Annotated in this window: 10 protein-coding genes; 3 read left to right on the top strand and 7 right to left on the bottom strand. The window is 74.4% G+C overall.

The features are described 5' to 3' along the window. Window positions 1-27: 27 nt before the first annotated feature. A complete protein-coding gene (locus CRP39_RS02915) occupies window positions 28-762 on the bottom strand; it encodes a class II aldolase/adducin family protein (protein ID WP_216359588.1) in 735 nt (244 codons plus the stop codon). Between the two features lie 199 nt (window positions 763-961). On the opposite strand from CRP39_RS02915, the gene CRP39_RS02910 reads away from it, so the two are divergent. From CRP39_RS02910 to CRP39_RS02900, 3 genes are all read left to right on the top strand, one after another. Continuing rightward, window positions 962-2,593, top strand: coding sequence for a glycoside hydrolase family 13 protein (locus CRP39_RS02910; RefSeq protein ID WP_097204197.1), 1,632 nt, complete (start codon window positions 962-964; stop codon window positions 2,591-2,593). Window positions 2,594-2,807: 214 nt separating this feature from the next. Next, on the top strand, window positions 2,808-3,605 hold the full coding sequence (locus tag CRP39_RS02905; RefSeq protein WP_097204195.1) for an SDR family NAD(P)-dependent oxidoreductase: 798 nt from the start codon (window positions 2,808-2,810) through the stop codon (window positions 3,603-3,605). Between the two features lie 66 nt (window positions 3,606-3,671). Then, on the top strand, window positions 3,672-4,724 hold the full coding sequence (locus tag CRP39_RS02900; protein ID WP_281253753.1) for an NADP-dependent oxidoreductase: 1,053 nt from the start codon (window positions 3,672-3,674) through the stop codon (window positions 4,722-4,724). Between the two features lie 53 nt (window positions 4,725-4,777). Here the strand turns inward: CRP39_RS02900 and CRP39_RS02895 are convergent, their stop codons facing one another. From CRP39_RS02895 to CRP39_RS02870, 6 genes are all read right to left on the bottom strand, one after another. Continuing rightward, the gene (locus CRP39_RS02895; protein ID WP_097205103.1) at window positions 4,778-8,152 is read right to left on the bottom strand and encodes a pyruvate carboxylase; all 3,375 of its coding nucleotides are present in this window, start codon (window positions 8,150-8,152) and stop codon (window positions 4,778-4,780) included. A 197-nt stretch (window positions 8,153-8,349) separates the two neighbouring features. Then, entirely contained in the window at window positions 8,350-9,111 is a 762-nt protein-coding gene (locus CRP39_RS02890; protein ID WP_097204193.1) for an SDR family NAD(P)-dependent oxidoreductase, read from the bottom strand. 44 nt (window positions 9,112-9,155) lie between these two features. Beyond that, window positions 9,156-10,199, bottom strand: coding sequence for a transketolase family protein (locus CRP39_RS02885; RefSeq protein ID WP_097204191.1), 1,044 nt, complete (start codon window positions 10,197-10,199; stop codon window positions 9,156-9,158). Beyond that, entirely contained in the window at window positions 10,196-11,071 is an 876-nt protein-coding gene (locus CRP39_RS02880; protein ID WP_097204189.1) for a transketolase, read from the bottom strand. The genes CRP39_RS02885 and CRP39_RS02880 overlap by 4 nt, the downstream gene beginning before the upstream one ends. Before the next feature lie 25 nt (window positions 11,072-11,096). Continuing rightward, on the bottom strand, window positions 11,097-12,527 hold the full coding sequence (locus CRP39_RS02875) for an MFS transporter (RefSeq protein ID WP_097204187.1): 1,431 nt from the start codon (window positions 12,525-12,527) through the stop codon (window positions 11,097-11,099). 337 nt (window positions 12,528-12,864) lie between these two features. After that, window positions 12,865-13,521: a GntR family transcriptional regulator gene (locus tag CRP39_RS02870; RefSeq protein ID WP_245853525.1), complete on the bottom strand. Its 657-nt coding sequence runs from the start codon at window positions 13,519-13,521 to the stop codon at window positions 12,865-12,867. Window positions 13,522-13,561: the final 40 nt, after the last annotated feature.

The raw sequence follows: 13,561 nt of genomic DNA, 5'->3' as shown, positions 1-13,561 counted from the left end.
CGGAACGGGCGGAACGGGATGCAGTGGTCACGCCGGCCGGTGGGCCCGGTCGCGCCAGAATCCCCAGGCCCGGGGCAGCTGCTTGGTGTTCGTGGCCACGGTGGCGGCGGCCTCCTCGTCGGTGAGGTAGACGCAGCCGCCGAGGCGCAGGGCCTCGGCCTGGGCGTGCGCGTTCACCTCGGTGTAGACGGCCCGGTACACCGCCTCCTCCAGCGACCGCCCGACGGCCGTGGAGCCGTGGCCGCGCATCAGGACGACGGAGGCCGGACCCAGGGCCGCGGCCAGTGCGGCGCCGGACTCGGCCGACCGGATCAGCAGGTCCGACGCCGGGCCGAGGGTGTCCCGGGTGTCGAAGACCGGGACACGCGGCGCCAGGAACCCGGCCATGTGCAGGACCGGCCGCAGCGGCGTCGCGGTGACGCCGAACGGGATCACCGCCGGCGAGTGGCTGTGCACCACGGCCTGCACGTCGGGGCGGGCCCGGTAGACCTCGGCGTGGATGTACAGCTCGAGGTAGCTGGGCCGGGGGTCGTCGGTCCGCCCGTCGAGGGTGAACCGCTGGACGTCGTCCTCCTGGACCAGGCCCGGCGCGAGGTTCCGCGACAGGAGGAAGGCGCCCGGGTCCTCGGCGGACCGGACGCTCACGTGGCCGAAGGCGTCCAGGATGCCCTGGTCGACGAGGATGTGGTTGGCCTCGGCCAGTGCACGGCGCTGGTCGCCCGGCGCCGGCGTCCCGCCCGGCTCGGGTGCGTCCTCCGGCACGTGCGACCTCCTCAGGTGGTGGTGTGCTGAGGGTGGATCGTGTCCCACGCCATAGAAATCCCCGGACGGTTTTCTGTCTTGCGGAACCGTGTCGTCGCCCGCCGGGCGGGCGCGCACTGGCGATGTCTGCCAACGCGGGCGAGGGCAATCGTGACCCACGACACACCTGCCGGGCCGGCGGGCTGCCGATAACGCCCACATGGCACGTCGACTCTCCCTCGCGGGGCTCTCGACCGACCCCCGGGTCGCCCCAGCGCCCGCTCCGTTCCCCTGGTGGCGCAGCGCCGTGGTCTACCAGGTCTACCTGCGCTCGTTCGCCGACAGCAACGGCGACGGCATCGGCGACCTGGCCGGCCTGCGCGCCCGCCTGCCCTACCTGGCCTGGCTCGGCGTGGACGCGCTCTGGATCAACCCGCACTACCCCTCGGGCGGTGCCGACGGCGGGTACGACGTCGTGGACTACCGCGCCGTCGACCCCGACTACGGCGACGTCGCCGACCTCGAGGCGCTGGTGGACGACGCCCGCCGGGTGGGCCTGCGGGTCGTCCTCGACGTCGTCCCGAACCACACCTCCGACCAGCACCGGTGGTTCCAGGCGGCGCTCGCCGACCCGGACTGCCCGGAGGCCGGCCGCTACCACTTCGCGCCGCCGTCGGAGGAGCCGCCGAACAACTGGCAGTCCCTCTTCGGCGGGCCGGCCTGGTCGCGCACGCCGGACGGCCGCTGGTACCTGCACCTGTTCGCGCCCGAGCAGCCCGACCTGAACTGGCGCGACCCGGAGGTCGCCGCCGACTTCGAGCAGACGCTGCGGTTCTGGCTCGACCGCGGGGTCAGCGGTTTCCGCGTGGACGTCGCCTACGGCCTCTACAAGGACGCCGCGCTGCGCGACAACCCCGGCTTCTACGCGCCGACCCTGTTCGGGCACGGGCCGGAGCAGGCGATGACGTGGAACCAGCCCGAGGTGCACGACGTCTGGCGTCGCTGGCGGTCGATCTGCGACGAGTACCCCGACACCATGCTGGTCGGCGAGGTCTGCCTGGCCGACCTCGACCAGGTGGCGCTCTACTCCCGGCCCGACGAGATGCACCAGGCGCTGTCGTTCCGGCTGCTCAAGTCGGCGTGGGACCCGGCGTCCTTCGCCGCGGCGATCAGCAGCGCGCTGGACGCGTTCGGCACCGTCGGCGCCCCGGTGTCGTGGGTGCTGGGCAACCACGACAAGGAGCGCCAGGTCACCCGCTTCGGCGGCGGCGCGCTGGGCCGGGCCCGGGCCCGGGCCGCCGCGCTGCTCATGCTGGCGCTGCCCGGCTCGGCCTACCTCTACGCCGGCGAGGAGCTGGGCCTGCCGCAGGCCGCCGTGGCCGACGAGGCCAAGCGGGACCCGATCTTCCTGCGCAGCGGCGGGGCCCGCGCCGGCCGCGACGGCTGCCGCATCCCGATGCCGTGGAACGCCACCGACGGGGTGGGTTTCTCCCCCGACGGGGCCGCGGAGCCGTGGCTGCCGATCCCCGCCGACTGGGGCCGGTACGCGGTGTCCCGGCAGGCCGGGCGCAACGGTTCCACGCTGCAGCTGTACCGGCGGGCGCTGGCGCTGCGGAAGGCGCACCCCGCGTTCGCCACCGGTACGGCGACGGTCACCACGAACGGCGACGTGCTGACCGTGCGGTGCGCGGGCGAGGAGGAGACCGTCCGCTGCGTGGTGAACATGGGCGCCGAGACCGCACTGGTCAGCTGCTCCGGCACGGTGCTGCTCAGCTCCAGCAGGCGGGTGCACTCCGCGGGCGGGACGGTCGCGCTCCCGCCGAACAGCGCCGTCTGGCTGGTCGAGGACTGACCAGCGGTCGCGGGCCCGGCGCTCAGCCGGACCCGCGACCGCCGTCGCGCCCGTCGGGCAGCAGGCTGGCGCTGCGGCCGAGCACCACGGTGAGGACGAGCGCGACCCCGCCGCGACCGGCGGCTCCGCCCGAGCGGGGCCGGGGTGGTCCCGCCCGGGGGCGTCCGCGAGGCTGCTGACGACGGGCCGACGGCCGGCCCGGTGGAGGAACGACATGGACCTGCAGCTCACCGGCAAGCGCGCGATCGTCACCGGCGCCAGCCGCGGCATCGGCCTGGCGGTCGCGGACGGCCTCGCGGCCGAGGGGGCGCACGTGGCCCTGGTCGCCCGGGACGCCGAGGCCCTGGACCGGGCGGCCGAGCGGGTCCGGCGGCACGGCACCACCGCCCTCCCCTGCCCCGCCGACACCCGGGACGACGCCGCGGTGCGGGCGGTGGTGGCGCGCGTGGTGGCCGAGCTCGGCGGGGTCGACGTCCTCGTCAACGCCGCCGCCCGGCCGGCCTCCTCGGGGCCGGTGCCGCCGCTGGCCGAGCTGACCGACGACGCGCTGCGCGAGGAGGTGGAGACGAAGGTGCTCGGCTACCTGCGGTGCGCACGGGCCGTGGCCCCGCACATGGCCGCCGCCGGCTGGGGCCGGATCGTCAACATCAGCGGCCTCAACGCCCGCCGCACCGGCTCGCTGGTCGGTTCGGTCCGCAACGTCGCCGTCGCCGCGATGACGGCCAACCTCGCCGACGAGCTAGGCCCGGCCGGGATCACGGTCACCGTCGTCCACCCCGGCACGACCGTCACCGAGCGGACCGAGAAGCTGCTCGCCGACCGCGCGGCCGAGCAGGGCGGCACCCCGGAGGAGGCGGCCCGGGCGATGGCCGCCGGCACGAGCATCGGCCGGCTGGTCACCGCCCGGGAGGTCGCCGACGTCGTCACCTTCCTCGCCTCACCGCGCAGCGCGGCGATCAGCGGGGACGCCGTCGCCGTCGGCGGCGGGAGCCGGGGCGTCATCCACTACTGACCGGCGGCCCCGCAGACCTCGATGGTGTCCCGCCCCTGACCCGATTCCTGTCTGCCCGACGCAACGGTGGACGGGGGGAGCTGCCGTGCCCGGTCACCCGTCGACCCCTCCCTCCCCGGCGACCGCCCGCCGCGTGGTCCTCCACTCGCGCCCGCACGGCATCCCCAGGCCGAGCACTTCGCGGTGGTCGAGGCGCCGGTGCGCCCCCCGGAGGCCGGCGAGCTGCTCGTCCGCGCCGAGTTCCTCTCCGTCGACCCGGCCATGCGCGGCTGGGTGAGCGACGTGGCCAACTACAGCGAGCCGGTCCCCGTGGGCGACGTCATGCGCTCGTTCGCCGTCGGCACGGTGGTCGCCAGCGCCGCGCCGGCGTACCGGCCGGGCGACCGCGTGACCGGCCTGTTCGGGTGGCAGGAGTACGCCACGGTCGACGCCGGTGCGGTGCTGCGCCGGGTGGACGAGGACGACCTGTCACCGTCGCTGTCGCTCGGCGTGCTCGGGCTGACCGGGGCCACGGCCTGGTTCGGGCTGTCCGAGATCGCCCGTCCGGCGGCCGGGGAGACCGTCGTCGTCTCCACCGCCGCGGGCGCCGTCGGGTCGGTGGTCGGCCAGCTCGCCGCCCAGGCCGGGTGCCGCACGGTCGGCATCGCCGGTGGGCCGGAGAAGGTCCGGCTCTGCCTCGAGGAGTTCGGCTACGACGCCGCAGTCGACCACCGCTCCCCCCCCCTCGCCGCGGACCTCGCCGCCGCCGTCCCCGACGGGGTGGACGTCTACTTCGACAACACGGCCGGGCCGATCAGCGACACCGTCCTGCCTCGCATCAACCGGCGGGCACGGATCGTCGTCTGCGGAACGGCCGCGATCTCCAGCTGGGACCCGTGGCCGACCGGCCCCCGGGTCGAACGGCACCTGCTCACCAAGGCCGCGCGGATGGAGGGGCTGCTGTTCTTCGACCACCAGCACCGGCTGCCGGAGGCGGTCGCCGCCCTGGCCGAGCTGGTGCGCGGCGGCCGGCTCCGGTACCGCGAGGACGTACTCGACGGGCTCGAGGCGGCGCCCGATGCCATCGCGGGCCTCTACCGCGGGGAGAACCTCGGCAAGCGCGTCATCCGGCTGGCCTGAGGCCCGGGGGCCGCGCCCCCCGGGCACATCCGCGATGTGCCCGGGGCCAGGCCTCAGCCGACGACGACGAGCAGATCGCCGCCCTCGACCTGCTGGACGGCCCCGATGGCCAGCCGCTGCACCGTGCCGGCCTGCGGCGCTGTGATGGCGGCCTCCATCTTCATCGCCTCGATGGTGGCCACCGGCTGGCCGGCCTCGACCGGGTCGCCCTCCTTGACCTGCAGGGTGACCACGCCGGCGAACGGGGCGGCCACCTGCCCGGGGTCGCTGCGGTCGGCCTTCTCGGCGGCCTTGACGGCGGCCTCGACGTTGCGGTCGCGGATCGACACCGGGCGCAACTGGCCGTTGAGCGTGGCCATGACGGTGCGCATGCCGCGCTCGTCGGCGTCCGAGACGGCCTCGATGCCGATCAGCAGGGTGACGCCGGGCTCGAGGTCGACGGCGTGCTCGTCGCCGGGGCGCAGGCCGTACAGGAACTCCTTGGTGGGGAGCACCGACACGTCGCCGTAGGAGTCGACGTGCGCCTCGTACTCCCGGGTCGGCCCGGGGAACAGCAGCCGGTTCAGCGTGGCGCGGGGCTGCTCGGCCAGCCCGCGGACGTCCTCGGGGCTGAGCTCGGCGGGCGGCTCGGCCTCCCGGCGGCCCTCCAGCGCCCGGGTGCGGAACGGCTCGGGCCAGCCGCCGGGCGGGTCGCCCAGCTCGCCGCGGAGGAAGCCGATGACCGAGTCCGGCAGGTCGTACCTGCCGGGCTCGGCGGCGAACTCCTCCACCGCGACCCCGGACCCGACCAGCTGCAGCGCCAGGTCGCCGACCACCTTCGAGCTCGGGGTGACCTTGACCAGCCGGCCCAGCAGCCGGTCGGCGGCGGCGTAGGCGTCCTCGACCTCCTCGAACCGCTGCCCCAGACCCAGCGCGATGGCCTGCTGGCGCAGGTTGGACAGCTGCCCGCCGGGGATCTCGTGGGTGTAGACCCGCCCGGTCGGCGCCGGCAGCCCCGACTCGAACGGCGCGTAGACCCGGCGCACCGCCTCCCAGTACGGCTCCAGGTCGTTGACCGCGGCCAGGTCCAGGCCGGTGGCCCGCTCGGTGGCGTCGGTGCCGGCCACGATCGCCGACAGCGGCGGCTGGCTGGTGGTGCCGGCCATCGACGCGACCGCCCCGTCGACGGCGTCCACCCCGGCGGACCACGCGGCCATCAGCGTGGCGAGCTGGCCGCCGGCGGTGTCGTGGGTGTGCAGGTGCACCGGCAGGTCGAACCGCTCCCGCAGCGCGCTCACCAGGGTGGCGGCGGCGGGCGGGCGGAGCAGGCCGGCCATGTCCTTGATCGCCAGCACGTGCGCGCCGGCGTCGACGATCTGCTCGGCCAGCCGCAGGTAGTAGTCCAGCGTGTAGAGCCGCTCGGCGGGGTGCGACAGGTCGCCGGTGTAGCACAGCGCCACCTCAGCCACCGCCGTCCCGGTCTCCCGCACCGCGTCGATCGCCGGGCGCATCTGGGCGACGTCGTTGAGCGCGTCGAAGACGCGGAACACGTCGATGCCGGTGCGCGCCGCCTCGGCGACGAACGCCTGCGTCACCTGCTCCGGGTAGGGCGTGTAGCCCACGGTGTTGCGGCCGCGCAGCAGCATCTGCAGGCACACGTTCGGGACGGCCTCGCGCAGCGCGGCCAGCCGGTCCCAGGGGTCCTCGTGCAGGAACCGCAGCGCCACGTCGTAGGTCGCCCCACCCCAGGCCTCCAGGCTGAACAGCTGCGGGGTGGTGCGGGCGACGTGCCCGGCCACGGCCAGCAGGTCCTTGGTGCGCACGCGGGTGGCCAGCAGCGACTGGTGCGCGTCGCGGAAGGTGGTGTCGGTGACCGCCAGCGCGGTTTGCTCCCGCAGCTGCCGGGCGAACCCCTCGGGCCCGGCGGCGAGCAGCCGCTGCCGGGAACCGTCCGGCGGCGCGGCGCGCAGGTCCGCCCGGGGCAGCTTCTGCACCGGGTCGACCAGGTGCGGGCGCGCCCCGTGCGGCTTGTTCACCGTCACGTCGGCCAGGAAGGTCAGCAGCCGGGTGCCGCGGTCCGCGGACGAGCGGGCGGTGAGCAGCTCCGGCCGCTGCTCGATGAACGACGTCGTCACCCGCCCGGCGCGGAAGTCCGGGTCGGTGAGCACCGCCTGCAGGAACGGGATGTTGGTGGCCACGCCGCGGATGCGGAACTCGTCGACCGCGCGCCGGGCCCGGGCCACCGCGATGGCGAAGTCCCGGCCGCGGCAGGTCAGCTTCACCAGCAGCGAGTCGAAGTGCGCCTCCACCTCCGCGCCGAGTGACGCCCCGCCGTCCAGCCGGATGCCCGCACCCCCGGGCGAGCGGTAGGCGGTGATCCGGCCGGTGTCCGGGCGGAACCCGTTGGCGGGGTCCTCGGTGGTGATCCGGCACTGCAGCGCCGCCCCGCGCAGCACGATCGTCTCCTGCGCCAACCCGAGATCCGCGAGGGTCTCCCCCGAGGCGATCCGCAGCTGCGCCTGCACCAGGTCGACGTCGGTGACCTCCTCGGTGACCGTGTGCTCCACCTGGATCCGCGGGTTCATCTCGATGAACACGTGCCGGCCGTGCGCGTCCAGCAGGAACTCCACCGTGCCGGCGTTGACGTAGCCGATGGCCCGGGCGAACGCGACCGCGTCGGCGCAGATCCGCTCCCGCAGCGCCGGGTCCAGGTTCGGCGCCGGCGCCAGCTCCACCACCTTCTGGTGCCGGCGCTGCACCGAGCAGTCCCGCTCGAACAGGTGCACCACGTTGCCCGCGGCGTCGGCCAGCACCTGCACCTCGATGTGCCGCGGGTCGACGACCGCCTGCTCCACGAAGACCGTCGCGTCACCGAACGCCGCCTCCGCCTCCCGCATCGCCGCGGACACCGCCCCGGCCAGCTCGCCCGGGTCCTCCACCCGGCGCATGCCGCGCCCGCCGCCGCCGGCGACGGCCTTGACGAACACCGGGAACGGCATCTCCCGGGCGGCGGCCACGACCGTGTCGACGTCGTCGCTGGGCTCGGTGCTCGCCAGCACCGGCAGCCCGGCCTCCCGCGCCGCGGCGATCGCCCGCGCCTTGTTGCCGGTCAGCTCCAGCACCTCCGCCGACGGGCCGACGAAGGTGATCCCCGCCGCCGCGCACGCCGCCGACAGCTCCGGGTTCTCCGACAGGAACCCGTACCCGGGGTAGACGGCGTCGGCGCCGGCCCGCCTCGCGGCGCCGACGATCTCCTCCACCGACAGATAGGCCCGGACCGGATGGCCCTCCTCGCCGATCTGGTAACTCTCGTCGGCCTTCAGTCGGTGCACGGAGTTGCGGTCCTCCCATGGGAACACCGCCACCGTGCCGGCACCCAGCTCGTAGGCGGCGCGGAACGCCCGGACGGCGATCTCCCCGCGGTTGGCGACCAGGACCTTCGTGAACACGTCGTCCCTCACAGGATGTCGTCGGGTTGGGTTCGGCGCGGCGGTCCGGCGACCGCGTGGACGCCGGGCTACTGGACCACGACCGGCCGACGGTGTCACCCGTGCCCTTCCTGAGGATGGAACGCGGGGACCCGCCGGCCGGGCCCCTGCAGGGTCCCGCTGCGAGCCTGCGAGCAGTGGGGGGCAGGGGGTGTTCTTCAGTGGATGTGCGCGCCGCCGTTCACGTCGTAGGTCGCCCCCGTGACGTACCCGGTCTCCTCGCGGCACAGGAACGTGATGAGGTCGGCGACGTCGGCGACCCGGCCGTTGCGTCCCACCGGGATGCCGGCGATCAGCTGCTCCTTGCGCTCGCCCTCCAGCGCTCCCCCGGTGATGTCGGTGTCGATGAGCCCAGGGGCCACCGCGTTGACCGTCACGCCGCGGGCACCCAGCTCGCGGGCCAGCGCGCGGGTGAAGCCCAGCTCCGCCGCCTTCGCCGCGGAGTACGCGACACCGCCGAAGACGCCCCCGCCGCGCTCGGCCGAGACCGACGACAGGAACACGATGCGGCCGAAGCCGCGCTCGGCCATCCCGGGCGCCAGCCGCCGGGTGACGTTGAAGGCGCCGCGCACGTTGACGGCGAAGACGCGGTCCCACTCCTCGCCGGTGACCTCGAGGAACGGGACCGGCGAGGTGATCCCGGCGTTGTTCACCAGGGCGCCGACCGGCGGCAGCGCGCCGTCGAGCACGGTCAGCGCGTTCTCGACCGAGGCCTCGTCGGTGATGTCGCAGCCGATCCCGACGGCCTGCACGCCGTTGCGGTCGGCGACCTCGTGGGCGGCGTCCTTGGCGCTGGCCTCGTCGAGGTCGAGGACGGCGACGTTCCAGCCGGCGGCGGCGAGGGTGTGGGCGGTGGCGCGGCCGATGCCGCGCCTGGAGCCGGCGCCGGTGACGACGGCGGTCTTGTCGGTGACGGTCATGGGGTCCTCCAGGGGTCGTCGGGTGGTTCGGGGTGGGCTGGGGTTCAGGCGGTGGCCGGGGCGGGGTCGGCGGCCCACGGGGCATGCGTGCCGCCGCCGAGCTCGGCCTTGACCCGGGCGACGACGGCGTCGGTGGACAGGCCGTAGCGGTCGTGCAGGGTGGGCAGGGCGCCGGCGGCGAGGAACTCGTCGGGCAGCGCGATCGGCACCACGCGGGTGCCGGCCCCGGCGAAGGCCAGCGTCGAGGCCACCGACTCGGCCAGCCCGCCGACGACGGTGTGGTTCTCCAGGGTCACCACGAGCCGGTCGGTGCGGGCCGCCCGCAGGACCGCCTCGGTGTCGAGCGGCTTGATGGTCGGGACGTGCAGCACGGCGACGTCGACGTGGTCGGCCTCGAGCCGGGCCGCCGCCTGCAGCGCCCGCATGGTCATCAGGCCGGTCGAGATGAGGACGACGTCCCGACCGGTGCGCAGCTCGGCGGCCTTGCCCAGCTCGAAGCGGTAGTCGTACTCGTCGAGCACGGTGGGCACCGCGCCCCGCAGCAGCCGCAGGTAGGTGGGACCCGGTGCGGCCGCCAGCGCCGGAACGGCCTGCTCGATGTCGACGGAGTCGCACGGGTCGACGATGGTCAGGTTCGGGCAGCCGCGGAGGATCGCGAGGTCCTCGGTGGCCTGGTGGCTGGGCCCGTACCCGGTGGTGAGCCCCGGCAGGGCTCCGACGACGTTGACGTTGAGGTTCGGCTCGGCGATGTCGAGGCAGAGGAAGTCGTAGGCCCGCCGGGTGGCGAACACCGAGTAGGTGGAGGCGAAGGGCACCAGGCCCACCTCCGCCATCCCCGCCGCCGTCCCGAGCAACGACTGCTCGGCCATGCCCATCTGGAAGAAGCGATCCGGGTGGGCGTCGCGGAACACGTGCATGTCGGTGTACTTGGCCAGGTCGGCCGACAGCCCGACGACCTCGGGCCGCTCCTGGGCCAGCCGGTCGAGCGCGTGCCCGAACGGGGCGCTGGTCGTGCGCTGACCGGGGTCGGCGAACGACGCGATCATCGCCGACGTCGTGAGCCTCTTCCTGGGCGTGGTGCTGGTCATCGGTTCAGTCCTTCCTGCAGCTGGTCCCGGGCGATCTGCCACTCGTGCTCCTCGACCCGCATGAAGTGCGCCTTCTCCCGGCTCTCCAGCAGGGGCACCCCGCTGCCGATGCGGGTGTCGCAGATCAGCACCGAGGGCGAGCCGCGGTGCGCGCGCAGTTCGTCGAGGGCGTCGACGAGCGCGGCGACGTCGTTGCCGTCGACCCGCAGGGCGTGCCAGCCGAAGGCGCGCCACTTGTCGGTGACCGGCTCGGTGCGCAGCACGCCGACCGTGGGGCCGTCGGCCTGGAGCGCGTTGACGTCGACGATCGCGGTGACGTTGTCCAGGCCGTGGTGGGCACAGGCCAGCGCCGCCTCCCAGGTCGAGCCCTCGTCCAGCTCGCCGTCGGAGAGGAGGTTGAACACCCGCGCCCCGTTGCCGAGGTGCCGCAGGCCCAGCGCCATCCCGGTGGCCACGGGCAGCCCGTGGCCGAGCGACCCGCCGGAGATCTCCACGCCCGGGGTGTAGGAGGCCATCGCGGACATCGGCAGCCGGGAGTCGTCGGAGCCGTAGGTCTCCAGCTCCTCCAGCGGGATGGTCCCGGCCTCGGCCAACGCCGCGTACAGCGCGATGGCGTAGTGGCCGATCGAGAGCAGGAAGCGGTCCCGGTCGGGCCAGTGCGGGTCCTCGGGTCGGTACCGGAGCTGGTCGGTGTAGACGGCGGCGAGGACGTCGGCGACGCCGAGCGCCTGCCCGATGTAGCCCTGCCCCTGCACCTCCCCCATGTCGAGGGCGTTGCGGCGGATCCGGTGGGCGGCCTGGCGGATGCGCTCGATGCGCTCGGCCCGGTCGGCCGTGGTCGCGGGCGGTCGGGTCGATGTCAGTGCGGTCATGACGCGTTCCTCCTCGGTGGTCGGTTCAGTCGGTGGTGGAGTCGGCCGTCCGCCGGCGGGCGTCCGCCCCGCTGCGGGGGACGGGCACGTCGCCCGGCGGCTGCGCACGGACCGAGCGCTCCAGGGCGGCCACCTCGGCGCGCTCCGCCGGACCCCAGGTCTCGCGGGTCAGCAGGGCGGCGACCAGACCGAGCAGCCCGTAGCCGCTGAACAGCAGCGCCGGGCCGATCCAGCCGTAGCCGGCGTAGAGCGCGGTGGTGATGAGCGGGGTGAACCCGGAGACGACGGCCGACATCTGGTAGGCCAGCGACGCCCCCGTCGTGCGGGTCTTGGCCGCGAACAGCTCCGAGAACCAGGCACCCTGCACCCCGGCCAGCGAGTTCTGCAGGACCGCGTAGCTGATGACGAACGCGATCACGACTGCCACCGCGACGCCGGTGTTGACCAGAAGGAACAGCGGGATGCCCCACAGCAGGTGCAGCGCGGTGCCCACGAGGTACACCGGGCGCCGCCCGACGCGGTCGGTGAGCGCGCCCCAGTAGGTGGTGGCGAAGATGCCGATCGCGGCGGCGATCATCGTCGCGGTGAGGGTGACCGACCGGTCGGCCAGTTCCTCGGCGGCGACGTACGACAGCATGAACGTCACCGACACCGCGTAGCCGGCGGTCTCGGTGATCCGCAGGCAGAAGGCGCGCAGGATGTTGCGCCAGTCGTCGCGGAGCACCTCGAGGAGCGGGTTCTTCGAGAGCTCGCCCTCCTCCTTGAGCTCCTCGAACTCCGGGGACTCCTCGACCTTGAGGCGGATCACGATGCCCACGACGATCAGCACCGCCGACAGCAGGAACGGCACCCGCCATGCCCACGAACCGCCCAGCGGGACGCTCACCAGGAAGGCGAGGTTGGCCAGCAACAGCCCGACCGGGAAGCCGGCCTGCGTGATCCCGGTGTAGAGGCCCTTCTTGCGCCAGGGCGCGTGTTCGAAGCACATCAGGATCGCGCCGCCCCACTCCGCGCCGAACGCGAGGCCCTGCACGACGCGCACGACCACCAGCAGGACCCCGGCCCAGGCGCCGACCTGCTGGTAGGTGGGCAGGCAGCCGATGAGGACCGTCGCGATCCCCATGAGCAGCAGCGAGCCGACGAGGACCGGCTTGCGGCCGATCCGGTCGCCGAGGTAGCCGCCGATGATCCCGCCGAGCGGGCGCACCGCGAAGCCGATGCCCAGCGTGGCGAAGGACAGCAGCGTGCCCGACAGCGGGTCGTCCGCGGGGAAGAAGGCGGTGTTGAAGTACAGCGCCGCCGCGATCCCGAAGCCGATGAAGTCGTAGGTCTCGATCGTCGCACCGACGGAGCAGCCGATCGCGACCTTCTTCTTGGTCGGCGTGCCCTCGATCGGGTGCCACTGGGCGACCTCCTCGAGATGGGGGTCACGGACGGGGGGTTGCCGATCGGTCATGGTGACCTCCGGGAGGCGGTGGACGGGATCAAGTGGCCGCTGGTCGTTGACTGTTAACAGTCAACTGACAACTAGAGTGAATGGCCCGCGTCACAGTGTCAAGGGTCGCCCCGGACGGATTGCGCCCCGCACGCGCACCAGGGCGTGACGAGTCCGCGTCGGCGTCGCCCCCGCCGGCCGGCGGGTCAGGCCGGGTGGGAGCCGGCCGCCGCACCGAGGCGGCAGGAACGGTTCGGCGGCCCCGCCGCCGCGCCGAGGGTGGAGGGACGATGCGGCGGCCCCGCCGCCGCGCCGAGGGTGGAGGGACGATGCGGCGGCCCCGCCGCCGCGCCGAGGATCAGGGCTGCTCGGCCGACTCCGCGAAGTGCTCGGCAGCGGCGGTCATGTGCTCCTCGAGGACACGCTGGGCCCCGGCCACGTTCCCCCGCTCGATCGCGTCGACGATCGGGGCGTGCCGGTCGCGCGCCGTCATGGGCGCCTGCCACGCCGCGGCGTTGAGGATGGCCACCCGCATGCGGCCCTCCAGCCGCTGCCACGCCTCGACGAGCATCGAGTTGCCCGACAGCCGGCACAGCAGGAGGTGGAAGGCCAGGTCGGCCTGGATCCGCGCCGGCGAGTCCTCGTCCTCGGCGGCGATCCGCTCGAGCGCCTCGCGCAGCGCCGTCGTGGCGGCCTCTCGCCGCGGGGAGCCGATGACCTCCCGGACCGCCAGCCCCTCGAGGGCCGCACGGACCTGGAACAGCTCGCGGACCTCGGCGGGGGTCAGGCTGTTGACGCGGAGCATGCCCCGGGCGCCGGGACTGACCAGCCCCTCCTGCTGGAGGTGCCGCAACGCCTCGCGCACCGTGCCCCGGCTGACGCCGAGAGACGTCGACAGTTCGACCTCACCGAGGTGGTCCCCCGGGCGGTACTGCCCGGAGAGGATCGCCCCGCGGAGCGCGTCCAGGGCGCGTTCCCGCAGCGTGCTGCGGTCCAGGCTGGCCAGTGGCTCCACGGTCGTCCCCTCTCCCCGAGAGAGGCCCATCGTAGTCGTC

It is taken from the genome of Geodermatophilus sabuli (assembly GCF_900215145.1).
Classification (GTDB): Bacteria; Actinomycetota; Actinomycetes; order Mycobacteriales; family Geodermatophilaceae; genus Geodermatophilus; species Geodermatophilus sabuli.
This window is presented reverse-complemented; position numbering and strand designations above follow the sequence as displayed.